The 24,126-nt window shown below is 65.8% G+C and carries 21 protein-coding genes; 11 read left to right on the forward strand and 10 right to left on the reverse strand.

All coding sequences use genetic code 11. The annotated features are described in order from the left end of the window. Window positions 1-48: 48 nt before the first annotated feature. Window positions 49-1,356, reverse strand: coding sequence for an ABC transporter substrate-binding protein (locus VGV41_RS19920; protein ID WP_326865816.1), 1,308 nt, complete (start codon window positions 1,354-1,356; stop codon window positions 49-51). A gap of 178 nt (window positions 1,357-1,534) precedes the next feature. Between VGV41_RS19920 and VGV41_RS19925 the strand changes: the two genes are divergently transcribed. Beyond that, entirely contained in the window at window positions 1,535-2,344 is an 810-nt protein-coding gene (locus tag VGV41_RS19925) for a putative hydro-lyase (RefSeq protein ID WP_326865817.1), read from the forward strand. A 2-nt stretch (window positions 2,345-2,346) separates the two neighbouring features. Here VGV41_RS19925 and VGV41_RS19930 read toward each other — a convergent pair whose 3' ends face one another. Both VGV41_RS19930 and VGV41_RS19935 read right to left on the reverse strand, forming a co-directional pair. Beyond that, the gene (locus VGV41_RS19930) at window positions 2,347-2,643 is read right to left on the reverse strand and encodes a putative quinol monooxygenase (RefSeq protein ID WP_326865818.1); all 297 of its coding nucleotides are present in this window, start codon (window positions 2,641-2,643) and stop codon (window positions 2,347-2,349) included. Continuing rightward, complete coding sequence (locus tag VGV41_RS19935; protein WP_326865820.1) at window positions 2,640-3,506, reverse strand: IclR family transcriptional regulator; 867 nt, start codon at window positions 3,504-3,506, stop codon at window positions 2,640-2,642. Before VGV41_RS19935 ends, VGV41_RS19930 begins: the two co-directional genes overlap by 4 nt. Window positions 3,507-3,702: 196 nt before the next feature. On the opposite strand from VGV41_RS19935, the gene VGV41_RS19940 reads away from it, so the two are divergent. Both VGV41_RS19940 and VGV41_RS19945 read left to right on the forward strand, forming a co-directional pair. Then, on the forward strand, window positions 3,703-4,533 hold the full coding sequence (locus tag VGV41_RS19940; RefSeq protein ID WP_326865821.1) for a sugar phosphate isomerase/epimerase family protein: 831 nt from the start codon (window positions 3,703-3,705) through the stop codon (window positions 4,531-4,533). Further along, window positions 4,530-5,990, forward strand: coding sequence for an FAD-dependent oxidoreductase (locus tag VGV41_RS19945; RefSeq protein ID WP_326865822.1), 1,461 nt, complete (start codon window positions 4,530-4,532; stop codon window positions 5,988-5,990). The genes VGV41_RS19940 and VGV41_RS19945 overlap by 4 nt, the downstream gene beginning before the upstream one ends. On the opposite strand, the gene VGV41_RS19950 is transcribed toward VGV41_RS19945, so the two are convergent. Together VGV41_RS19950 and VGV41_RS19955 are read right to left on the reverse strand one after the other, a co-directional pair. Then, window positions 5,987-6,367: a cupin domain-containing protein gene (locus tag VGV41_RS19950; RefSeq protein WP_326865823.1), complete on the reverse strand. Its 381-nt coding sequence runs from the start codon at window positions 6,365-6,367 to the stop codon at window positions 5,987-5,989. The genes VGV41_RS19945 and VGV41_RS19950 overlap by 4 nt on opposite strands. Before the next feature lie 7 nt (window positions 6,368-6,374). Beyond that, the gene (locus tag VGV41_RS19955) at window positions 6,375-8,168 is read right to left on the reverse strand and encodes a thiamine pyrophosphate-binding protein (RefSeq protein ID WP_326865825.1); all 1,794 of its coding nucleotides are present in this window, start codon (window positions 8,166-8,168) and stop codon (window positions 6,375-6,377) included. Window positions 8,169-8,456: 288 nt separating this feature from the next. Here VGV41_RS19955 and VGV41_RS19960 point away from each other — a divergent pair, with 288 nt between their 5' ends. The 5 genes from VGV41_RS19960 (at window position 8,457) to VGV41_RS19980 (ending at window position 15,485) form a co-directional block, all read left to right on the forward strand. After that, complete coding sequence (locus VGV41_RS19960) at window positions 8,457-9,701, forward strand: ABC transporter substrate-binding protein (protein ID WP_326865827.1); 1,245 nt, start codon at window positions 8,457-8,459, stop codon at window positions 9,699-9,701. Window positions 9,702-9,786: 85 nt separating this feature from the next. Beyond that, window positions 9,787-10,662, forward strand: a complete 876-nt coding sequence (locus tag VGV41_RS19965; protein WP_326865829.1) for a branched-chain amino acid ABC transporter permease — start codon at window positions 9,787-9,789, stop codon at window positions 10,660-10,662. Continuing rightward, on the forward strand, window positions 10,659-13,187 hold the full coding sequence (locus tag VGV41_RS19970; RefSeq protein WP_326865830.1) for a branched-chain amino acid ABC transporter ATP-binding protein/permease: 2,529 nt from the start codon (window positions 10,659-10,661) through the stop codon (window positions 13,185-13,187). Before VGV41_RS19965 ends, VGV41_RS19970 begins: the two co-directional genes overlap by 4 nt. A gap of 33 nt (window positions 13,188-13,220) precedes the next feature. After that, complete coding sequence (locus tag VGV41_RS19975) at window positions 13,221-13,925, forward strand: SDR family oxidoreductase (RefSeq protein ID WP_326865832.1); 705 nt, start codon at window positions 13,221-13,223, stop codon at window positions 13,923-13,925. Between the two features lie 126 nt (window positions 13,926-14,051). Then, on the forward strand, window positions 14,052-15,485 hold the full coding sequence (locus tag VGV41_RS19980; protein WP_326865834.1) for a PAS-domain containing protein: 1,434 nt from the start codon (window positions 14,052-14,054) through the stop codon (window positions 15,483-15,485). Between the two features lie 13 nt (window positions 15,486-15,498). On the opposite strand, the gene VGV41_RS19985 is transcribed toward VGV41_RS19980, so the two are convergent. Beyond that, window positions 15,499-16,380: an NAD(P)-dependent oxidoreductase gene (locus tag VGV41_RS19985; protein ID WP_326865835.1), complete on the reverse strand. Its 882-nt coding sequence runs from the start codon at window positions 16,378-16,380 to the stop codon at window positions 15,499-15,501. Between the two features lie 179 nt (window positions 16,381-16,559). On the opposite strand from VGV41_RS19985, the gene VGV41_RS19990 reads away from it, so the two are divergent. The 3 genes from VGV41_RS19990 to VGV41_RS20000 all read left to right on the forward strand — a co-directional run bounded on the left by VGV41_RS19990 (window position 16,560) and on the right by VGV41_RS20000 (window position 19,484). Continuing rightward, window positions 16,560-17,570, forward strand: a complete 1,011-nt coding sequence (locus VGV41_RS19990; protein ID WP_326865836.1) for a TRAP transporter substrate-binding protein — start codon at window positions 16,560-16,562, stop codon at window positions 17,568-17,570. A 119-nt stretch (window positions 17,571-17,689) separates the two neighbouring features. Next, window positions 17,690-18,196, forward strand: coding sequence for a TRAP transporter small permease (locus VGV41_RS19995; protein WP_326865837.1), 507 nt, complete (start codon window positions 17,690-17,692; stop codon window positions 18,194-18,196). Window positions 18,197-18,209: 13 nt separating this feature from the next. Then, window positions 18,210-19,484, forward strand: coding sequence for a TRAP transporter large permease (locus VGV41_RS20000; protein WP_326865838.1), 1,275 nt, complete (start codon window positions 18,210-18,212; stop codon window positions 19,482-19,484). Between the two features lie 9 nt (window positions 19,485-19,493). Here VGV41_RS20000 and VGV41_RS20005 read toward each other — a convergent pair whose 3' ends face one another. The 4 genes from VGV41_RS20005 to VGV41_RS20020 all read right to left on the reverse strand — a co-directional run bounded on the left by VGV41_RS20005 (window position 19,494) and on the right by VGV41_RS20020 (window position 24,125). Beyond that, the gene (locus VGV41_RS20005) at window positions 19,494-20,501 is read right to left on the reverse strand and encodes an NAD(P)-dependent alcohol dehydrogenase (protein WP_326865839.1); all 1,008 of its coding nucleotides are present in this window, start codon (window positions 20,499-20,501) and stop codon (window positions 19,494-19,496) included. Next, window positions 20,498-21,583, reverse strand: coding sequence for an Ldh family oxidoreductase (locus VGV41_RS20010; RefSeq protein ID WP_326865840.1), 1,086 nt, complete (start codon window positions 21,581-21,583; stop codon window positions 20,498-20,500). Before VGV41_RS20010 ends, VGV41_RS20005 begins: the two co-directional genes overlap by 4 nt. Before the next feature lie 12 nt (window positions 21,584-21,595). Then, complete coding sequence (locus tag VGV41_RS20015) at window positions 21,596-22,462, reverse strand: amidohydrolase family protein (RefSeq protein WP_326865841.1); 867 nt, start codon at window positions 22,460-22,462, stop codon at window positions 21,596-21,598. Between the two features lie 211 nt (window positions 22,463-22,673). Next, entirely contained in the window at window positions 22,674-24,125 is a 1,452-nt protein-coding gene (locus VGV41_RS20020; RefSeq protein WP_326865842.1) for a hypothetical protein, read from the reverse strand. Window position 24,126: the final 1 nt, after the last annotated feature.

A 24,126-nucleotide genomic window follows, 5' to 3' on the forward strand; every position in this document is an offset into this window, starting at 1 on the left:
AGGGGAGCGAGAGGCCTTGCCGCGACGTTCACGCTCCCATGCCCGCGCTCAATTGCATTTCGCGCCCTTCATGCCCTCGGCGACCCACTTCTCGGCCTCGATGCCCGCCGGCGGATTCACGCATTCGGCCGGATAGCGCACGATGTCGGTGATCTCCGGCTCCTTCGTCTTCTTGTTGTAGTGATAGGTGCCGTAGGCGGTCTCGCTGATGCCCTGATGGCCGTCGCCGAGCGCCAGCTTCACGTGCCCGGCCGGGCCGTCGAACTCGAGGCCGGTGAACGACTTGATGATGTCCTCGGTGCCCGGCTTGTTGCCGTTGGTCTGCGCCTTCTCGAAGGCGAGTTTCAGGCCGAGCAGCGACTGCACCATCTGGTAGGCCGGATAGGTCGGCGGCGTGTTGTAGCGGTCGCGGTAGATCTTCTCGAACCAGTTGCGGATGTCGGTGTTGCGGGCGAGCACGCCGTTCGGGCCACGGCCGCCGATGATGGTGCCGTCCGGCAGCTTGTCCTTCAGCCGCCACACCACCGTCTCGCCGGCGGTCATGACAATCGGCATGCGCTTGTCGAGCCCGCGCGCCTGCTCCTGGAAGATGAAGCCCTCGAGATCGCCGTCGAAGAAGCTGGTGTGCACCACCTGCGACTTCGACGTCAGCAGGGTCGAAATCTCGGCGCCATATTCACCGGCGAACAGCTTCGGGAATAAGACCTTATCGGCGGCCGCCTTCGGCGCCAGCACCTTCAAGGCACCCTGGAAGTCGCGCCAGGAGTCCTGACCCCAGGCGTAGTTCTGGTTGATGCCGGAATAGAGGTGCAGGTTCTTGATCTTGCCGAGCACGTAGCGGGCAGCCGCGACATTATCCATGGTCGCGTGCGGGCTGACGCGGAACACGTAATGACGCGCCTTCTCCTCGAAGATGCGCGGCGTGCCGCAGTCGTAGAAGACGGTGAGCTCCTTCAATTCCTCGGCGACCGGCGCCACCGCAAGGCAACTGCCCGAGGACACATAACCGACGACGGCATCGACCTGATCGCGCTGCACGAGGTTGCGGAACTCGGTGACGACGTTGGCGACGGTGCCGGCCTCGTCGACGTATTTGGGGTCGATCTTCAAGCCGCCGAGGCCGACCTTGTTGAAGGGAGCCGGCGCCTTGCCGGTATTGAGCGCTTCGATGACGACTTCGGCGGCGTTGCGGCTCGGTATGCCGAATGGCGTCGCGGCCGGGCCGGTCAGAAACGTGACGAGGCCGAGCTTCACGGCCGCGGCGGGCGCGGCCGGCTGCTGAGCCTGCGCCGGCAGTACGGCCGCAGATGCGGCCAGCGCCGCAACGACGCACGCAATTCGAGTACGGATGGTCATGGACGTCCTCCCTGAGAGACCCTGTTGGCCGGGCTCGTTCTGTCGCCAAGCAAACTTGATTTACCGCCAAGTTTCAAGCCTGTTTCCGATCGCGGAAAGCTGCCTCACATCATCGCATGTTGCAGCGTGCCGCTTCGCCATGCTTCGATGCACAAGCAGTGACAGAGGATCCGAGGACATGACCGCAGCCGCTTCCCGCGACGACAGCGCTTTGGCCAACGGTCTGGCGGCGCGGCTGGCGATCCGCTCCGGCGCCTATGATGGCCCGACCTCGGGGCTGGCGCGCGGCTACGTGCAGGGCAATCTCGCCATCCTGCCGAAGGCGCTTGCCGGCGACTTCCTGCGTTTCTGTCAGCTCAATCCCAAGCCGTGCCCGTTGATCGGCATGTCGGCGCCCGGCGACTGGCGCGTGCCCGAGCTCGGCGCCGATCTCGACATCCGCACCGACATTTGCCGCTACCGCGTCTGGCGCGACGGCGCGCTGGTCGGCGAGCCGACGGACCTCAATGAGGTCTGGCGCGACGATCTGGTCAGCTTCGTCCTCGGCTGCTCATTTTCATTCGAGGAGGCGCTGATGGCGGATGGGCTGGAGATCCGGCACATCACGCTCGACTGCACCGTACCGATGTTTCGCACCAATATCGCGACGGCCGCGGCCGGACCGTTCCACGGTCCGATGGTCGTGTCGATGCGGCCGATGAAACCCGCCGATGCGATCCGCGCCATTCAGATCACGACGCGCTTCCCCGCCGTGCACGGCGCGCCGGTGCACATCGGCAAGCCGGAGCTCATCGGCATCCAGGATCTCGGCAAGCCGGACTATGGCGACGCCGTGCCGGTCAGGGACGACGAAATCCCGGTGTTCTGGGCCTGCGGCGTGACGCCGCAATCGGTGATCGCGACGATGCGGCCGGAATTCTCGATTACGCATTATCCCGGCTGCATGCTGGTCACCGACCGCCGCAACACCGAATTCGCCGTGCTCTAGCGTCAGATATCGTCGGCTACCGACCACATGCGGATTTCGCGCTGCTCGAGCAGCGGCACCGCGCGTTGCAGCACGAAGGTCTTGAAGTGCTGCATCTCGCGATGCGCCTTGAAGGCCTCTTCCGACTTGTAGACCTCGTGCAGGAAGATATCGCGCGTGTCGTCGCGCGCGCGATGCACCGTGAACGAGACGTTGCCCGGCTCGTCGCGGATTGCCGCCGCGAGTTCGCGCAGGATCGCCTCGATCGCCGCCGTTTCTCCCGCGCGCGGGCGCCAGCGGGCGGTGACGATGTAGCTCATACCTGCTCCGTCTCGGCGGCGAAGCCGAGCGCTTCGGACAATTGCCGCGCGGCCGCTTCCAGCGCCTTGGCGCGGCTTTGCAGCGCCTGGAACGACAGCCGCCACACCGGACCGGAAATGCCGACCGCACCGATCACCTGACCGCTGAAATCGCGCACCGGCATGGCAGCGCAGCGTACCTCCTCGTCGAACTCGCCATCGTCGAAGCCGACGCCGGAGGCGCGCACGTCCTCGATCTCCTGCACGAAGCGCTGGCGGTCGACGATCGTCTTCGAGGTCAGCGGCTTCAACTCGACGCGGTCGAGATAGCGATCGAACTGCTCCGGCCGCAACGCAGCGAGGATGACCTTGCCAAGCGCGGTGCAATAGGCGGGACGCACCACGCCGACGCGATCGGTGAGCTGGAATTTGCTCGGACCCGGCGTGCGCGCCATCACCACGACATCGTCGCTCATGCGCACGGCAAAATGGCTGCTCTCGCCGGTGGTGAGCGAGAGCTGCTCCAGTACCGGGGTGGCCATACTGATCATTTCCATCTCGTCGAGCGCGCTCGCCGCCAGGACGAACAGCGGCCGGCCGATGCGGTAACGCTTGTCCTTGAGCTGGCGGATGTAGCCGAGCGACACCATCGTCTTCACAAGATGGAAAGTGGTGGAGTTATGCAGGCCGACGCGTTTGCTCAGATCGGCGAGGCCGATGCCTTGGCGGTTGCGCGCGACTTCCTCGAGGATGGCGAAGGCGCGGCCGATCGACTGCACGCCGCCGGGCGCTTTGTCCTCCGGCTCATTGACGTCCGCCGCCCGCTCGATGACACGCGCCACGGCAGCGCCGCCGGAGCGGCGGCTGGCCGCCGCGTCAGGCATTGATTTCACTTTCGCTCTCAACCTGCTCTCCCACCGACGCCGGCTTTCCGGCTGTTCTTGGACGACCGGCCCTCGATCGTCCAGCAGGCTAGCATCCGTCGTTTCAGATAGGCAAACATATCCTCACATTGTGGGATCGGCGTTGACTGCCGCCCGCGTGGTCCTAGAGTCCTCGCGCGCGAGGCTCAAGGGCGCGATGACCACCAAACTCTTTGGCTGCAATACCTACTCCTATATGCGTGCCGAGCGTGCCGCCGACTGCGTGGCGCGACTGGCCGGACACGGGTTCCGTGAATTCGAGCTGATGGTGCATCCCGGCCACCTGTGGGCGGACATGCCGAAGCCGGAACTCGCCCGCCTGCGCGCACTGTTCGCCGGCGGCGTGCGGCTGACGACGCTCAATATGCCGAATATCGACATCAACGTCGCGGCGGCGGCGGCCGAGATGCGCCGCTATTCGCTCGTCATGCTCCGCGATGTCGTGCGGCTGGCCGGCGAGCTCGGCGCGCCGGGCGTGGTGATCGGCCCGGGCAAGGCCAATCCGCTGTTTCCGGCGACCGCCGAGGAGCTCCTCCCGCATTTCTTCGCCGCGCTCGACGTGCTGTGCCCTGTCGCCGATGCGGCCGGCACCGCGCTGTGGCTGGAGAACATGCCGTTCGCCTTCATGCCGGGCATCGATGAACTCGTTGCCGCGCTCGACCGCTACGGAAACGACGACATTGGCATCGTCTACGACGCCGCCAACGCGCATTTCATTGATGAGGACATCCACGCCGGCCTCAAGCGCTGCGGTTCGCGACTCCGGCTCGTGCATCTCTCCGATACCGGCCGGCGGCACTACCGTCATGACCCGATCGGGCAAGGCGATGTGCCCTTCGCAGCCATTCCAGTGATGCTCGCCGACGTCGGCTACCCCCGGCGGCCGGTGCTGGAGATCATCTCGCCGAAGGGCGACGCCGACATCCTCGACAGCGCCGCGCGGCTGGCCAGCCTCGGCTTCCGCGCTCCGGCGGAGGTCTCGACATGAGCGCATTCGATGTCATCGTCGTGGGCGGCGGCGGCTCCGGGCTGGCGGCGGCGATCGAGGCGCGCGCGACCGGGGCACGCGTGCTGCTGTTGGAGAAGAATGCCGCGCCAGGCGGCTCCACGGCATGGTCGGTCGGCTCGGTGACGGCGACCGGCACGCCGCATCAGCTGCGCAAGGGAATCGCCGATACGCCGGAAAGCCACTGGCGCGACATGGCCGGTTTCAACGGCGATCTCGATGCGCGCGACAACGCGCGGCTTCGCCGCGTGCTCGCCGACGAGATGCCCGACACGTTCCGCTGGCTGCTGGCGCACGGCGTACGCTTCTATGGGCCGATGCCGGAACCGCCGCACACCCGGCCGCGCATGCACAACGTGCTGCCGAATTCGCGCGCCTTCATCACGCATCTGACGCGCGCGGCGCGGCGGGCCGGGGTCGAGATCAGGACCGGCGCGCGCGTCACCGCGCTCATGCAGGAGAACGGCGGCGTCAACGGCGTGGTCTGCGGCGGCAAGACGCTTGCGGCAAAGAACGTCGTACTCGCCGCCGGCGACTTCACCAGCGATCCGGAGTTGAAGGCTCGGTACATGGGCCGGCGCGAGGCAAAAGTCGACGGCGTCAACATCACCGCCACGGGCGACGGCCAGAAGCTGGCGGTGGCGCTCGGCGCGCGCGTGCTCAACGGCGATCTCGCGCTCGGGCCGGAGTTGCGTTTCATCCCGCCGCAGCAATCGAACCTGCTGTTGCGGCTTCCGCCATGGCCGGCGCTGGCGAGCTTGATGGCGTGGTCGCTCGAGCACATGCCGTCGTCGGTATTGCGACCCTTCATCATGAGCTTCGTCACCACCGCGCTGGCGCCCTCGCCCGCGCTGTTCGATGCGGGCGCGCTGCTGGTCAACAAGGACGGCGCGCGATTTGTCGACGAGCGCGATCAGCCGGCCTTCGCGGTGGCCGAGCAGCCGGACAAGATCGCCTATATCCTGCTCGACGCGCGCGTCGCGCAAAGCTTCGAAGCCTGGCCGAATTTCATCTCCACCGCGCCGGGCGTCGCCTACGCCTATCTCGCCGACTACCGGCGCAATCGCCGCGACGTCTTCGCGCAGGCGCCAACGCTCGATGCGCTGGCGCAGGCGCTGGACATGCCGCTGGGCTCTCTCGCAAGCGCAGTGGCCGCGCACCATGCGAACGCCGGCAACCGGCCACGCTTCGGCGACGGTCCTTACGTTGCGCTCGGGCCGGTGCGCGCGGTGTTCGTGCATGCGGAAGGCGGGCTCGCGGTCGACGATACTCACCGCGTGCTCGGCGGCGACGAGCGACCGATCGCCGGCCTCTACGCCGCCGGCTCGACCGGTCAGGGCGGCCTGCTGCTCAAGGGCCACGGCCATCATCTCGCCTGGGCGTTCGTCTCGGGCCGGCGTGCGGGCCGCAATGCGGCGCGCGAAGCGCTCGCGCGCTAGCGCGGCTCTTCGTCGGTGACCGGCGAGGTCACCACGATGAAGATCAGATCCTGAACGCCGGTGTTGTTGATCGAGTGCTCGACGCCGGGCGGAAGATAGATGACGTCGTGGCGGCGGACGAGGCGCGTCTCATCGCCGATCTCCATCAGCCCCTCGCCTTCGAGCACGTGATAGACTTGCTCCTGCACCTTGTGACTGTGCCGCTTCACGTATGCCATCGGCTGGTACATCGAGATGCGGTAGTCGAGGTGCTTGGTCTTCAGCGAATCCGGAGCCGCGAGCGGCTTCGACAGCGCGCCGCCGAAATGGTCGGGATATTGCCGCCACGGCGTCTCGGCGACGTTCTTCACCGAAGGCTTGCGTTCGTCCTTCGCCATGACCGCCTCACTTCGCCGGCGTCATGTCTGGCAGGAAGCGCTGGCCGAACACCGGCTCCTTGTACGGCGTCGGCGGCAATTCCCAGGCGCCGGTTGAGGGCGGCCGCACGTCGGCGTCGACGTGGACGTCGAGCACGTAAGGCTTGTTCGCCTTGACCGCGTGCTCAAGGGCGGCCTTGAGGTCTTGCGACTTCGTCACGGTGATCGCGTCGACGCCGCAGGATTTCGCCAGCGCAGCGAAATCCGGATTATACGGTTTCTTGTTCTCGCCTTGGTGGAACATGGTGCCGTGCTCGCGGCCGCCGAACATGCCGAGCTGGATGTCGCGGATCGAGACCCAGCCGAAGTTATTCCAGATCACCCAGACGACCGGGATGTTGTACTCGACCGCGGTGCACAGCACGTGCGGCACCATGGTGAAACAGCCGTCGCCGGCGATGGCGACGACCGGTCTGTCCGGCGCGGCGAGCTTGGCGCCGAGCGCGCCGGCGGCGCCGAAGCCCATGCCGGAAAAGCCCCACGAATTGAGCATCGTCTGCGGCCTGCGTGCGTTCCAGAACTGCATGTACCAGTTGTGATTGACGCCGACGTCGCAGGCGAGGATGGCGTCGTCCGGCAGCACCGCCTGGCAATCGGCGACGACGCGCTCCGGCCGGATCGGCGAAGCGTGCACGTCGAAATTCGGCCGCGTGAAGTCGGCCCATTGCTTCTGCCAGCCAGCGATGGCGGCGAGCCACGCCTTGGTGTTCGGCCCCTTGCCGCCGCGGCGCTCGCTCTCGGCGAGCAGCTGACGCAGGAAGGTGCGCGCGTCGGCGAGAATGCCGAGGTCGGGCGGATAGTTGCGGCCGAGCTCGGCCGGGTCGAGATCGACGTGGATCAGCTTGCTGGTCGGGAAATTCCACGAATAGCCCGGCATCCACGACGACGCGGAGCGGTCATCGAAGCGCGCGCCGACGGCGATGACGACGTCGGCACGGCGGCCCGCTTCATTGGCCGGGTAAGCGCCGTTGCGGCCGATGAAGCCGAGCGACAGCTTATCGGTCATGTCGAAGCAGCCCATGCCGTTCGGCGACGAGATCACCGGAATGGCGTGCTTCCTCGCGAATTCGGTCAGCTCTCGGCTCGCTTCCGACAGCGTGACGCCGTGGCCGATGAAGATCACCGGGCGCTCGGCCCTGGCGATCATATCGAACGCCTGCGCGATCTCTTCCGGCGAGGCGCCCGAGCGCTGCGCGTTAAGCGGCGGTGCGGGCAGCGGCATCTCGACGTCGTCTTCTTCCTGGAAGACGTTGAACGGCACGTCGATGTTCACCGGGCCGGGGCGGCCCGACAGCATCGTCGTCGTCGCCTGCCGCAGCGCCAAAGGCAGCATGTCGACGCGCGTCGGCTGGAAGCTGCGCTTCACCACCGGCCGCACGATGTTCACGAAGTCTGCCTGATAATGCCGGTTGACCTCCTGGAACGGGCTGCGATTGAACTGCGAGGTCGGCACGTTGGCGGTGATCGCGAGCATCGCCGAGGAATCGGTCAGCGCGCAGGCGAGCGGCATGATGATGTTGCAGGAGCCGGGCCCGCACGACGTCAGGGTTGCCACCGGCTTGTGCTTCACGCGGAAATAAGCGTCCGCCATGTGCGCGGCGACCTGCTCGTGCCGCGGCGAGATCAGCGTGATCTTGTCGCGCGCCTCGTACAGCGGATCGAGCATGCCGACATTGCCGTGACCGCAGATTCCGAACACGTAGGGGATATCGCTGGCGATCAGGTACTCGGTGATCAGCTCGGCGCCTTTCATCTTCGGCATGTCGGTCCTCGTCGTCTTCGCGTTGTCCGCCCGGCGCGCGCCGGCGTGTCCCATCTACCACAATAATAGGTGTCGTACATCCATATGAGAGAAAGCGGGACCGATGGCTGTATCGGATGGCGAGAGAGCCCCGCGTGCCGCCATTTGTGTCCAAACAATCTCAGTGCTTGAAATTCGATTCTGTATCGTGAGAGACTTGGTCGACCGGCGCGGGAGCCTTCGTCCCCAAAGCGAAGCCCAAGAACAGCCGGCGGCCAACGCCGCAACGACCAACGGGAGGGAATTATCGTGATCCGCAAGAACCGTCGTGCCGTACTCAAGGGCGGCGCCGCATTTGCCGGCACAATCGCCTTCGGCTTTCCGGCCATCGTCCGCGCCCAGTCAAACAACATCAAGATCGGTCATCTGACACCGCTGACCGGCTTCCTCGGCGCGCTCGGCGCCTACGCCCAGCTCGGCATCAAGATGGCGGTCGAGGAGATCAATGCCGCGGGCGGCGTGAACGGCCGCAAGCTCGACCTGATCTCGGAGGACTCGGTCAATCCGGCGACCGCGGCCACCAAGGCCCAGCGCATGTACGACCAGGACAAAGTCGACATCCTGATGGGCGAGATCAACTCCGCCTCGGCGCTCACCATCATGCAGGTCGCCGAGCGCAACAAGCGCTTCTTCCTGCAGATCGGCGCCCGCTCCGACGCACTGCGCGGCAAGAACTGCAACAAATACACGTTCCACGTGGACATCCCCAACACGGTGATGGTCAATGCGGTCGGCCAGGCCCTGATGCGCGACAACATGGTCAAGGGCAAGAAGTTCTTCACCCTCACGGCCGACTACATCTTCGGCCACGACCTCCTGGCGGCCGCCAAGCGCTTCTTCAGCGCCAACGAGGGCAACCTGATCGGCAACGAGCTGATCGCCACCGACGTCACCGACTTCAGCCCCTATCTGCTGAAGGTCCGGCAGGCGCAGCCCGACATCGTCTGCTGCAATCTCGCCGGCAACCAGGTCACCAACCTGGTCAAGCAGTACGCCGAGTTCGGCTTCAGCTACCCGCTCGTGGGCTTCAACCTGAACACCGCCGACGCCTGGGCTGCCGGCGAAGGCAACCTCGCCGGCACCTGGCCGACGGTCTGGTACCACACGCTCGACGTGCCGGCGTCCAAGACCTTCGTGACCAACTTCATCAAGAAATACGGCAAGCCGCCGGAGAACCACGCCTGGATCGAATACGTGTCGATGAAGGTCATGGCGCAGGCCATGAGCGAGATCAAAGGCACCGACAACGCCAAGCTGATCGCGCATCTCGAAAAGCAGGCGCAGTTCGACATCCTGAAGGGCCGCAAGGGCTACTTCCGCAACTGGGATCACCAGTTGATGCAGGAAGCCTATCCCTTCACCGCGAAGAAGAAGGGCGAGCCCAAGGACAAGTGGGACGTGATGACACTCGGACCGGCGGTGCCCGCGGCCAACCAGTCGCTGGAATCGATCGCTCCGACGCGCGAGCAAAACGCCTGCACGTTCAAGGCCTGATCGCACCGCAGGCGTCCAGCGGCGCCTGCTCTCCCTAAGAAGCGCCGCGCCGACCACGCGGCGCTTCTCGCCTCAGGCGAAGAGTATGTCGTTCATGTTCCTGCTCGAACAGGTGGTCAACGGCCTCGTGCTCGGTGGCTACTACCTGCTGATCGCGCTAGGCTTGTCGCTCATCTTCAGCGTCGGCGGCGTCGTCAACCTCGCGCACGGCGCCTTCTACGCACTCGGCGCCTATGCCGCCGTTACCCTGACCGATTACGTCGGCTTCTATCCGGCGGTCGCGATCTCGCCGGTCGCGGTCGGCCTGCTCGGCATCCTGTTCGAGCGCTTCATCCTGCGCCGCTTCTACACCGCCGATCCGATTCTCTCGCTGCTCGTCACCTTCGGCCTCGCGATGGTCGCCGAGCAGGCGATCCGCATCATCTGGGGCGCCGCACCGCTATCGGCCGTGATGCCACAGAGCCTGAAAGGCGCGGTGATCGTCGGTGACTTCCTGTTCTCGCGCTACCGCCTCGTCCTGCTCGGCGTCGTCGCGCTCGTTCTCGTCGGCATCTGGCTGTTGTTGCAGAAGACGCCGTTCGGCCGCGTCGTGCGCGCCGGCATCCAGCGGCCCGACATGGTGGCGGCGCTCGGCATCCGGCTGCAGCCTTACATGACGACCATCGTCGTGCTCGGCGTCGCCATGGCGGCGATGGGTGGCGCCTTCTTCGCCCCGATCACCATCGTGCAGCCGGCCATGGGCTCCGACATCCTGATCGTCGCCTTCGTCGTCGTCGTCATCGGCGGACTTGGCAGCTTCTGGGGTGTCGTGCTCGCCGCCATCCTCGTCGGGGTCGTGCGCGGCATCACCATCAACTACGTGCCGGCTTATGGCGAGGCCTCGATCTATATCCTGATGTTCCTGGTGCTGATGTTCCGTCCGCGCGGCCTGCTCGGCGAGCGTATCGAGAAATTCGAATGAAGACGGTTTCGACGCACCGGCCATTGTTCATCGCCGCGGTCGCGCTCGTCGCGCTGCCCTTCCTGGTTCGCGCGCTTGGGCTCTCCATCGATAGCGCGACGGTCGCCGTCATTCTCGCCATCGCCACGACCGGACTCAATCTGTGCGTCGGCTATACCGGGCTGGTCTCCTTCGGCCATAGCGCCTGGTTCGGCATCGGCGCCTATGCCGCCGCGCTGCTGCAGCGGAACGTGTTTCCCGGCGAGATCTGGCTGCCGCTCATCGGCTCGATGCTGATCGTCGCGGCGCTGGCCACCGTCGTCGGCGTCCTGATCCTGCGGCGGCGCGGCGTTTATTTCTCGCTGCTCACGCTCGCATTGGCGGCGCTGACCTACACCATCGCCTTTCGCTGGAGCGACGTGACCGGCGGCGAGGACGGCCTCGGCGGCCTGGTGCGCGGCGCCGTCGGACCGATTTCGCTCGACGATCGCACCACGTTCTACATCCTGATCGCGCTCGTCGGGCTTGCCTCGCTCTATCTCATGCTGCGGCTGACGCGCTCGCCGTTCGGCCACGTGCTGGTGGCCATCCGCGAGAACCAGTTGCGCGCAACCTTCCAGGGCTATCCGGTCCAGCGCTACAAACTGGTCGTCTTCGTCATCTCCGCGGTGATGACCGGATTCGCCGGCGCGCTGCTCGCCTTCCAGACCTACCTGGCGTCGGCAGAAGGCGTGTCGGTGCAATTCTCCGGCGAGTTGCTGGCGATGGTGGTCATCGGCGGCATGCACCATCTGCTCGGGCCGGCGCTCGGCGCGGTGTTCTTCATCCTGTTCCGCGAGCTGTTCTCGATCTGGAGCGGCAACTGGCTGCTGTGGTTCGGACTGCTGTTCGTCGCCTTCGTGCTCTACTCGCCCGGCGGCCTGATCGGCATCTGGACAATCCTGAAACGCCGCTGGCGGCCGCCGCTGCCGGAAGCAGCGGCAATGAGCAAGCGCAAGATCCACGAGGGTCTGCCACTGCCGGGCTTCCTGCGCCCCGACCCGGTCAACGGTGGCGCGACCCTCGAGGTCGAGGCGGTGTCGAAGAGCTTCGGCGGCATCCGCGCGGTGAGCAATGCGAGCCTGGGCATTGCCAGCGGTCAAATCCACGCCTTGATCGGACCGAACGGCGCCGGCAAGACGACCTTGTTCAACCTGGTGTCCGGGCTTTTCCCGATCGACAGCGGCAGCGTCCGGCTAAACGGCGTCGAGCTCACTGCATTGCGTCCCGACAATATCTGCCAGCAAGGCATCGCTCGCTCCTTCCAGATCACCAACCTGTTCCGGACCTTGTCGATCTACGAGAACCTGCGCCTGTCGCTGCAGGCGCGGCACCCCGGCCGCTTCAACATCTGGCGCGACATCGACAGCTATCGCGACGTGCACGACCAGACCGCCGAGCTGATGCGCTTCCTCGGTCTCGAAGGCATCGAGACGATCGAAGGCGGCGATCTCTCCTATGGCGGCCAGCGGCTCGTCGATCTCGGCATCGCGCTCGGCTCCAAGCCGCAGATCCTGCTGCTGGACGAGCCGCTCGCCGGTCTCGCCGCAGCAGAGCGCGACCGCGTCGCCAATCTGGTCAAGAGCATCGCCGCCGGCATCCCGGTGCTGATCGTCGAGCACGACATCGACCGCGTGCTTGGCTTCTCGCATCGCGTCACGGTCATGAACCAAGGCGAGGTGCTGATGGCCGGCACGCCCGAGGACGTGCGCAGCGACGCGCGCGTGCAGCGGGTCTACACGGGCACCGGCACGCCGCCGGTCACCGGGCGCGTGGCCGACGTCGCGCGCGAGACGCAATTGCTCAAGGTCGAGAAGGTCAACACCTTCTACGGCAAGAGCCACATCCTCAACGACGTGTCGCTCGACGTGCGCGAGGGCGAGATCGTGGCGCTGCTCGGCCGCAACGGCGCCGGCAAATCGACGCTTTTGAAGAGCCTCGCCGGGCTCGTGCCGCCGGCCGCCGGCACGATCGACTTCCAGGGCAGGCACATCGCCGGCATGCGCGCGCCGGACATCGCGCGCATGGGCATCGGCTACGTGCCGCAGGGCCGCGGCCTGTTCGCCGGCATGAGCGTCGCCGACAACCTCGCGCTCGGGCGGCTCGCCCGTGCCACCGACGGCAGCAATGGCGTCGTCTGGAGCGAGGAGATGGTGTTCGAGCATTTCCCGCGGCTGAAAAAGCGCATGGACGTGCACGCCGACTATCTCTCCGGCGGTGAGCAGCAGATGGCCGCGGTCGCGCGCGCTCTCTCCGGCAATGTGCGCCTCCTGCTGCTCGACGAGCCGTTCGAGGGCCTGGCGCCGGCTGTGGTGCAGGAACTGTTCACGGTGTTCGACCGGCTGCGCCGGCATTGCTCGATCGTCATCGTCGAGCACAATCTCGATCTGGTGCTGGCGCTCGCCGACCGCGTCTTCGTGCTCGAGCGGGGCGCGGTCTTCCACACCGGCACCGCCGAGCCGTTGCTGACCGATCTCGATTATCGCAAGAAGATTCTGTGGCTGTGACGGCGGCGCCCCGCCGTTCGTAAAGGAGACATCATGTCACTGCAAGGCAAGAAGGTTGTCATCGTCGGCGGCTCGTCTGGCATCGGTTATGCCACCGCGGCGATGGCGAAGGCGCAGGGCGCCGAGGTGGTGATTGCCTCGCGCGCCGGCGCTCGGCTCGACGCGGCAGCGAAGGCGCTCGGCGTCAGGGCCATCCCCGCCGACGTCACCGGCGACGAGGCGGTCGAGAACCTGTTCCGCCAGACCGGCGCGGTCGACCACGTCGCGGTCACGGCGGCGCAACTGAAGGCCGGACCGTTCAAGACGCAGCCGATCGCCGAAGCCAAGGCCACCATGGAAGGCAAGTTCTGGGGCTCCTGGCGCGTCGCGCGCTTTGCCGAATTCAGGCCGGGCGGCTCGCTCACCATCGTCAGCGGCTTCCTCAGCATTCGGCCGCGGCCGAACTCGGCTATCGTCGGCGCCGCCAACGGCGCGTTGGAAGCGCTGGCGCGCAGCCTCGCCATCGACCTCGCGCCTGTGCGCGTGAACGCCGTATCGCCGGGGATCATCGACACGCCGATTCGCGCGGCCATGCCGGAGGATGCGCGCAAGGCCATGCTCGACAAGATCGCGGCCGGTCTGCCGGTCGGTCGCGTCGGGCTCGCCGACGACATCGCGCTGCAGATCCTGGCCTTCATGCAGAACGGCTTCGCCACGGGCTCGATCGTCTATATCGACGGCGGCGGTACGATCGCCTGACGCGATACCTTCATACTTCGTTAACCGGGTTTTAACTGTAAAAGAACCCGGCGCCCTTAGGGTCCGACGTGCTATCCACGCCGGGTCGCTGAGATGTTCTATTCCCTAAGCTTCAGACGCGCGTCATTGCTGACGCTCGTCACGGGCCTGCTCACATTCGTGGCCACCCTGATCGCCTTGAGCCTGCTCGGGCACGGCGGCGTCATCGACTTCCTGACCGCGCACTCCGGCATCGTTCTCGACATCGCCATCGCGACGGTCCTCGCCCTGTGCGCGACCGTCGCGCTCGGCATCCTGCTCACCGCACAGCAGACCCGCGCGCTCACGCAATACCGCACCGCGGTCGACAGCATGCCGCAAGGCTTGTGCATGTTCGACGCCAACGAGCGGCTGGTGATCTGCAATTCGCATTATTACGAGATATACAACCTGACCTCGGACGACGTGCAGACGGGCGCCACGCTCTCCGAGGTACTGCTGAAACGGGTCGCCAAGGGCACCTTCTCCCGCGACCCGGAAGAATACCGCAAGCAGTTCCTGGCCTCGGTGCACGAAGGGCGCACCATCACGCACGAGGTCAAGCAGGGCAGCGGGCGCATCCTGCTGGTGACGAACCATCCGATGAAGGACGGCGGCTGGATCGGCGTGCACGAAGACATTACGCAGCGGCGCGAGGCCGAAGATGAGCGGGTGGCGCTGAAGGACAACGAGCAGCGGCGCGCGCGGCTCGAGAAGGCGATCGAGAATTTCCGCGCCCGCTCCGAACGCTTCCTGCAGACCGTCATCGAGAGCGCCGATCAGATGAATCAGACAGCGAACAATCTGTCCGACGCATCGGCGCAGACGTCGCAGCGCGCCGAAAGCGCGGTGCAGACCTCGAACGAGGCCGCGCACAACGTCGCCAGCGCCTCCGTCGCCGCGGGCGACCTCAATGCCGCCATCGCATCGATTACGACGCGCGTCGGCGAAAGCGCCGAAGTCGTCCGCTTCACCGTGAGCGAGGCGCAGTCGGCGCACCATGATATCGAACTCCTGGCCAACGCGGCGCAGCAGATCGGCGACATCGTCAAGCTGATCCGCGCCATCGCCAGCCAGACCAACCTGCTCGCGCTCAACGCCACCATCGAGGCGGCGCGCGCCGGAGAGGCGGGGCGCGGCTTCGCCGTCGTCGCCGCCGAGGTCAAATCGCTGGCGGTGCAAACCGCCAAGGCAACCGAAGACATCGCCGCCAAGATTTCCGGCGTTCAGTCGTTCACCGGCACAGCCGTGCGTTCGATCGGCAAAATACGCGATCGCATGGGCGACATCGACGCCAGCACGCTGGCCATTGCCGAGTCGGTACAGCAGCAGAACGCGGCGGCGGGCGAAATCTCCGCCAATGCCGCCGGCGCGGCGCAGGGCGCCGAACACGTCGTCGCCGTTCTGACCGAGGTCGCCGAAGCGACCGCGCAGACCGGCCAGTGGTCGCGCATGGTGCTGGCCGCGTCGGAATCGGTGGCGCAGGCCGCCGCCGATCTACGCCACGAGGTCGAAGGCTTCCTCGAGACCGTCGCCGCCTGACAGCGACATCGCGTCAGCCGAAATCCTGCACCATCGACTCGCGCAGGAACTTCGCCAGTTCGCCGAGGTCGCCGCTGCCGTGGCCGTTGGCGACCGCCGCCGACAGCGTGGTCAACGTGCCCGCCGCCAGCGGCATCGGCACGCCGCTCAGCGCGCCGGTCGCCACCGCCGACATGATGTCCTTGCGCAAGGTACGGATGTCGAGCGTCATCGCCGGCTTCTCGCCCTTGAGCACGCCGATCTTGCTCTTCATCCAGCCGCTCGCATACGGCGCCTCCTGCAGCACCTCGAGCATTTGATCGAGCGACAGGCCCTGCCGCATGCCGAGCGCGAGCGATTCCGACAGCGCCTCGATGTAGGCGCCGAGACCGAGATTGACCGCGAGCTTCATCGCATAACCGCTGCCGTTCGGACCCATGTGTTCGATGCGGCGGGTGAGCTTCTCCAGCAGCGGACGTGCGCGCGCAAGCGACTCGGGCAAGCCGCCGATCAGCGCGACGAGCTTGCCTTCGCGAACCTGCGGAATGGTGCCGAGCACCGGCGAGTCGATGAGGTGGGCGCCGCGCGCCGCCACAACCGGCGCGAGTTCGCGTCCGGTCATCGGCTGCAACGTGCTCATCTCGATGAACAGCTTGCCGCTGACGTCCGTCGTGAGAAAGCCTTCCGATCCGGTGAAAATGCGGCGGACGCCGTGATCCTCGGTGATAATTGATATGATGAAATCGGATTGTTGCGCGACGGCGGCAGGATTTGCCGCGATTTTAAGCCCGTCGTTCGCTAGCGCGTTGTTCGCGCTCGAATTTTGATCCCATGCGATCACGTCAAAGCCGAATTCACGCAGGCGAACGGAGATCGCGCTGCCCATACGCCCGAGTCCGACGAGCCCAACTTTCATGGCGATTCCTCTCCCACGCATGATTTCACGGCGTGCATGTCACAGCGCCCGCACGCAATGCCGCACAACAATTGACAGCCATTCTTGCTCGGCTACTCTGGTGTTGCAAACCTTGGCGTCAAGCCACGGGCAATAACCGGTGCAATAAAAATCGGCGCCACAGTCCCGGGGAGGACACAATGAAGCTCCGCGCTCGAGTTGCCATGATCAATGTCGCGCTCGCGATGGCGGCGGCAGCCATTGCGACACCGTTGCACGCTGCCGAATACACCCTGAAATGGGCGACGGTGACCCGCGGCGACATGCAGGAGAAGTTCGGCCACAAGCTCGCCGAGGTTCTGCCGAAGGCGACGAACGGCCGCGTCGAAGTGAAAGTCTATCCGGGCGGCCAGCTCGGCAGCCCGGCGGCGCTGATCGAGGGCCTGCAGCTCGGAACGGTCGAAGGCTATGAGAACCCGGCCGACTTTTTCACCGGCGTCGATCCGCGCCTCGGCGAGTTCAGCATCCCGTTCCTGTTCCGCGACACCGCGCAGGCCAACAAGGTGCTCGCCGATCCGGAGTTCAACAAATACGTGCTCGACATGCTCGAGTCGAAGGGCATCGTCGGCGTCAACCTCGCGGTCGCGGCGGAGTCGCTTTATTTCGGCGCCAAGCGGCCGCTGCGCACGCTCGCCGACTTCAAGGGCGCCAAGCTGCGCGTCAACGCCACCGACGCCGAACGCGCCCGCATGGCGGCACTCGGCGCCACCGCCGTGCCGATGGGCCTGCCGGAAATGATCACCTCGCTGCAAAGCGGCGTGATCGACGGCACGATGAGCGGCATGTCGATCTACACCAACTTCAACCTGCAGAACGTCGGCAAGACGCTGTTGGAGACGCACGACACCCTGCTGATCTCGTTCGGCGGCCTGAGCAAGGCATGGCTCGACAAGATGCCGCCCGACCTGCGCAAGACGGTGATCGACACCGCCCGCGGCCTGCAGCCCTGGGCGCGGCAGACGGCGATCGACGAAGTCGCCGAACTGCGCAAGGTCTGGCTGTCGCGCGGCGGCGAGGTCATTCCGCTGCCGCCCGCGGAGCAGGCCGAGCTTGAGAAGCGCCTGAAGCCGATCGGCGCGCAGGTCACAAGCGGCAATCCCCAGCTGAAGGCCTTCTACGACAAGATCAAGGCCCTCTCGGCGAAGTACTGATCGTCCGCATGCTCCTGGCGCGCCACGGCCAGCCGTGGCGCGCCGCCGTCTCTCAAACCCGTCGCGCCGTCGAAATGGTTTGAGCGCTCCTCACAGTCCAGTTCCGAGGACCTGCAGGCATGACCGAGCAGCCAGCCCCGCCCCGACGGCGGCGCATCGAAGAGTTCATCTTCCTCAAGATCCCCTATGCCGTTTCCGGCACGCTGTTCCTTGCGGCGGCGCTGCTCAATGTCGTGAACATTGTCGCCCGTTATTTCTTCGGCAGGCCGATCTTCTGGGCCGAGGAGGCGCTGGTCTTCATCATGATCTGGGCCGTGTTCGTCGTCGTGATCTCGATCACCTATCGTGGCGGGCACCTGAGCATGGACCTCGTCTACAACTCCTTCGGTCCGAAGATGAAGATCGCCATCAACACCGCCATCACCGTCACGTTTCTCGGCTGCATCGCTTTCACGTCGCTGCAGTCGTGGCGGGTGCTCCTGCTGCACTCCCACAATCACAGCGTGACCGCGGGCACCGACATTCCGCTGGTCATTCCACACTCGGCCGTGTTCTTCGGCTTCGTCTTGATGGGCGTCGCCGTGCTGGTCCGCCTGCGCAACTACATCACCGGCAAGTTCGACTGACAGGAACGCAGCAATGTACTGGGTGATGGCGATCCTGCCTTTTGCGCTCCTGCTGCTCGGCTTTCCGATCTTCCTGCTGCTGCTCACGACGTCGCTGGTCATCCTGCTGTTGTTCTTCGATATCCCGATGACGGTCGTGCATCAGGCGATCTTCAACAGCCTGAACAAGTTCCCCTTGCTGGCGGTGCCGTTCTTCGTCTTCGCCGGCGACCTGATGTCGCGCGGCGGCATCACCAAGCGGCTGTTGCGCTGGGTCGCCTCGCTCGTCGGCGGCTTCCGCGCCCATATCCCGATGACCTCGCTCGGCTTTGCCGCGCTGTTCGGCGCCATCTCCGGCGTCACCACGGCCGGCACGGCGGCGGTCGGCACGCTGACCTATCCGCGCATGCGCGAGGCCGGCTACAGCGAGAAATTCGCCGCGGCGCTCATCACCGCGGAAGGCGCGCTCGACAACCTCATCCCGCCGTCGATCGCGATGATCATCTACGGCATCGCCTCGGACACCTCGGTGATCCAGCTGTTCGCAGCCGGAATCGGCCCCGGCCTTCTGCTCGCCGGCCTGTTCGGGCTCTACATCTATTATTACTCGGTGCGCACCGGCATTTCCGATTCCGGCAGGTTCTCGCTCAAGGAGTTTGTGCACGCCAGCGTCGACGGCGTCTGGGCGCTCGGCGCCATCCTTATCATTCTCGGCGGCATCTATTCGGGCGTGTTCTCGCCGACGGAAGCCGCCGGCGTTGCCAGCGTCTACGCCATCTTCGTCAGCTATATCGTCTACCGCGAGGCGACGATCGCGCAGATCTTCGAGAGCGGCGCGCGGGCGATGCAGCTCACCGGGCTGATCTTCATCATCGTCGCGGTCGCCGGCCTTTATTCGTGGCTGCTGACCATCAGCGGCATCGCGCAGGCCACCGTCTCGGTGATTACCAGCATCCATTCCGAGAAATGGGTGGTGCTGCTGACGATCAACGTGTTCCTGCTGTTCGTCGGCTGTTTCCTCGACCCGGCCTCGGCGCTGATCATGCTGACGCCGCTGCTGGCGCCGGTCGCCGCCTCGCTCGGCATGGACCCGATCCATTTCGGCGTGATCGTGGTGATGAACCTGACGATCGGCACCTTCCACCCGCCGTTCGGGCTCAACATCTTCGTCTGCCAAGCGCTGTTCAAGACGCCGTCGAAGACGCTCTACGCCGGATTGATGCCGTTTGTCGGACTGGCGGTGCTGGCGCTGATGCTGGTGACCTATATCCCCGGCATCTCGCTCTGGATCATGCGCCTGCTGAGCTGACGCCCGCTCTCACACGGACATCACGATCTTGCCGAAATGCGTGCCGCCCTGCTGGTGCAGATAGGCCGCCTTGGCGTCGTCGAAGGCGAACACCCGGTCGATCTGCGGCCGCAAGCCAACCGCGGCAATGGCCCTGTTCATCGCCGCGAACATGTCGCGCGAGCCGACATGGATGCCCTGCAGGCGGATGCTCTTGCGATTGATCATGCGCGGATCGATCGAACCCGCACCGGCGAGTGCGCCGATGACGTAGATGCCGCCGCCCTGCCGTACCAGGTTCATCGACCGCGACAGCGTGTTGGCGCCACCGACCTCGATGACGTGATCGACCCCGGCGCCGCCGTTGAGCTTCCTGATCTCCGCGTCCCACTCCGACGTCGCGCGATAGTTGACCAGATGATCGGCGCCCAGCGCGCGACCGCGTGCGAGTTTCTCGTCGCTGCTCGAAATGAGAAACACCGTGGCGCCGTGCATCTTGGCAAAGGCAAGCGCGAACACCGAGACGCCGCCGGTGCCGAGGATGGCGATGGTCTCGCCGGCCTTGATGCGGGCGGTTTCCACGACGGCGTTCCAGGCGGTGAGCGCCGCGCAGGGCAAGGTCGCCGCTTCCTCGAAGCTGAGATGCGCCGGAATGTGGATCGCGCCGACCGCGGTGAGCAGCGCGTAGTCGGCGAGCACACCGTCGATCATGCCGCCGAGCGAATTGCGCGAGGCGTCCTCCGGCATGCGCCCACCCGGCCAGGACTGAAAGAAAGTGCCGGCGACGCGGTCGCCTTCCCTGAACTGCGTCACAGCCGGGCCGCAGGCTGCGACCTCGCCGGCCCCATCCGATAGCGGGATGACGGGGAATTTCGTGTAGCCGTAGACGCCGCGCAGCACGCCGTGGTCACGATAGTTCAGCGCGGCGGCGCGCACGCGCATGACGATCTGTCCCGGGCCTGGTTCGGGCACGGGCCGGTCGCGGTTGAGGGCGAGCCCGTCCAGCCCGGTCGGCGCCAGCACCTCCCAAGCTCTCATGCGGCGCGGCTTTCGATCAGGCGCGCAACGTTCTTCAGCGCGTTGGCCAGATTGTCGGTGATCGCCACACCGTCCGCCCGGGCCTTGCGATTGGCGGCGTGACCGCGCGCGCCGGGCAGCCGCGGCGGCTCTCCACCGGCGACGGGCTTGGCCTTGACGATGACATCCGCGACATGCGCTGCGCGCGCCTCGTAACGGTCGCGCGGCACGAACCCTTCCGGATTCATCGCCATATAGAATTGGGCGATGTTGCTCGGCCGCTTCTCCATATTCTCGTAGATCACCTGGAAACCCGGCTCGGCATCCGACAGCGCGCTGCACAGCAATTCGACCATGAGCGCCAGCGCATAGCCCTTGGGACCGCCGATCGGCAGCACCGAGCCTTTGACGGCCACAGCAGGATCGGTCGTGGGCCTGCCTTCGGCATCGATGGCCCAGCCTTCCGGCAATGGCTTGCCCAGCGCCTGCATGGCGCGAATGCGCGAGCGGGCGACGACGCTGGTGGCCATGTCGAGCACGATCGGGTCGCGGCCCGGCAGCGGAAACGCGGCGCCGATCGGATTGGTGCCGAGCAAGGCCTCGGTCGAGCCGGTCGGCGCGATCGCCGGCATGGCGTTGGTGAAAGCCATGCCGATCAGCCCGTGCGCGGCGGCGCGTTCCGAGAAATAGCCGGCGGTGCCGTTGTGGCTGGAGCGGCGAACGGCGACGGCGCCCATGCCATAGGTTTTCGCCATCTCGATGGCAGCATCGATCGCCTTCTGCCCGGCGACCAAGCCCAGCGCATGATCGGCGTCCATGACCTTGCAGCACGGCAGATGACCGCTGATCGCGATGTTGGGCTTGCTCTTGATGGTGCCGTCGAGAAGGCCGGCAATGTAAAGCGGCATTTGCACCGCGCCATGCGCGTCCGAGCCATGCAGCGTGCCGTGGCCGGCGACGTCGGCGGCAACGGCGGCATCGGCATCGGACAGCCCGGCGTAACTGAACGTGTCGCGCAGCAAGGTGACAAGGTCCGCCGCGGGCATGACCGACAAACCGGCCGCACCCGTCAGGCGCTCAACGATCTTGGCGGCTGATGTCATGTCGGTCTTGCCTTATTTCGGAGCGGCGCCGGGAAAGAAGGCCTCGGCATTGCGGTGGAAGACCTTCTCGTAGACCTCCTCGGTGTAGCCGAGCGAGCGCCAGTCCTCGACCAGACGCTCCAGCGTCAATGTCGGCCAGTCCCAGCCGAACATAATGCGGTCCTGCAACCGCCAGCCGATTTCTTTCTTCAGCGCCGGCGTGAAGTATTTCGGCGACCAGCCGTGCAGCTCGTAATGCACGTTCGCTTTGTGCAGCATGATGGCGATCATGTCGTCCTGCCACGGCCAGGCGGGACGGCCGGCGACGATCTTCAGCTCAGGATAGCGCGCGGCGACACGGTCGACGTGGCGCGGATGGCCGTCCTCGAGCACGATGCCCTTGCCGCCGGGCATGCCCTGGCCGATGCCGGTCAAGCCCGTCATCAGCAGCACGGGCGCGCCGATCTCGATCGACAACTTGTAAAACGGGTCCCAGACCGGATCGCTCGGCGTGAAACCGAGGCTGTTCTGGCTTTGGCAGAAGCCCCAGAAGCCGACCTTGGCATCGAGCAGCCGGCGGAACTCCTTCAGCCAGAAATCCTTCATGCTCGGATTGATGGCGACCCAGTTGCCGTAGACGATGTCCGGATTCTTGCGCGTGAAGTCGATGACGTAATCGTGCGACCGGCGGATTTCGTCTTCATCGGTCAGCCGCCAGGTGCGGTAGATGTCGAGGATCGTGCGCACATGGCGCTTGCGAAAACCGGCCGCCATCTCCTCTTCCGTCTCGAAGGTGCGCTTGCGCTTGAACACGCGCTGCGCCTGCTCGTAGTCCTCCTGCGAGGCGTGGTGCAGGCCGGCCTCGGTCGAGAAGTGCGAATGGCAATCGAAGTATTGCATGGGGCTCACGTCTTTCCTTCACCCTCCCCCCGCGCAGCGGCGGGGAGGGTCGACCGCCGAGCGCCAGCGAGGGCGGTCGGGGTGGGGGGAATTTGATGGCCGCAGGTGTCATGGATAGAGCGCCCCATCCCTGACCCCTCCCCACCACTCGCTGACGCTCGCGGGGAGAGGGGAAAAGAAGGTTCCGCGCACGAGATGCTCATCGTGACACTCACTTCTTCTCGAAGCGATGATCGAGGATGCGCTTCGGCTTGCCTTCGCGGCCGCGGTTCGACCACTCCATCAGCGCGTCCTCCGGCACCAGCTCGATATTGAGGCGCAGGCCAAGATCGGAATGCAGCCGCTTTTCGATGTGCTCCTTCAGCCCCTCCCAGCCGGGCGCGTCGTCGCGCACCTCGACCTTGACCGTCATCTCGTCGCGCACGACGCCGTCGCGCACGTTCCGTTCGGCGATGCAGAGCCATTCGCCGGTGGTGCGGCTATCGCTCTTGATCGCCGGCAGGCAGGCCTGCGGCCAGATACTGACGCCGCGGATGCGCACCATCGTGTCGCTGCGGCCGAGCATCTTCTGCATGCGGCGGAAGCAGCTGCCGCATTCGCAGCGGTCGGTGGCGACGATGCGGGTGAGATCGCGCAGATTGAAGCGGATCATCGGCTGCTGGCGGCGGTGCAGGATGGTGCAGACCATGTTGCCGATCTCGCCGTCCGCAACCGCCTTGCCGTCCTCGATGCCGACGACCTCGAAGAACGTCGAGTCTTCGTGGAAGTGCATGCCCGACTGGTGCTGGCACTCGAAGGCGCCCATGCCCATCTCGTGCGTGCCGTACATGTCGTAGACCTTGCAGCCCCACAGGCTCTCGAGCTGGTTGCGGAAGGCGTTGTCGACGTCGGGGCCGAGGCCGCAACCGAGAAACTTGGTCTTCAGGTCGCGCACGTCGAAATTGAGCTCGTCGCGCGCCACCTTGGCAAGCTGCGTGGCGTATTCCGGGCGCACGTACCAGACGTTGGTGCCCCACTCGCGGGCGATCTCGATCTGCCGCCGCGAGGAGGTGACGGCGCCGGTGCCGGTCGTGATCGGCAGCGCGCCGAGATAATCGTGGCAGGCCTTGTAGCAGCACCAGCCGGCGTTCCCGAGCGAGCAGGTGTGCGGGATCTGCACGCGGTCGCCGGGACGCACGCCGCAGATATAGAGTACGCGGGCGTGCGTGAGGCCGTTGAACTCCCATTCCTGCGGGGCGTAGAGGGTTGGCCGCGGCTTGCCGGTCGTGCCGCCGCTGGTCTGGAGCTTCATCGGCGTCGTCTGCATGCGCTTGTGCACGTCGCCGTTGATCAGGCCGAAGGGCGGGTTTTCCTCCTGGTCCTTCTTGATGTCGTCGGAATCGAACATCGGAAGTTTCACGATATCGTCGATATTGCCGATATCGCCCGGTTCCAGGCCCACCGCCGACCAGCGGCGCCGGTAGAACTCGTTCTGCCAGCCGGTCTGCATCAGATCGAGGAACTGCTCGTTCTGGAAGGCGCGGATCTGGTCCGCCGACCAGCGCCAGCGCGTGCGTTCGAACACGTCCGGGACCGGATAGCGCTCGAACAGCGCGTCCCAGTCGATCGACTTGTGGTAGATCGGCAGCGCGCTCTGCATCGGCGGCCGCTCGATGACGGACATG

It is taken from the genome of Pseudolabrys sp. (assembly GCF_035943735.1).
Taxonomy (GTDB): domain Bacteria; phylum Pseudomonadota; class Alphaproteobacteria; order Rhizobiales; family Xanthobacteraceae; genus Pseudolabrys.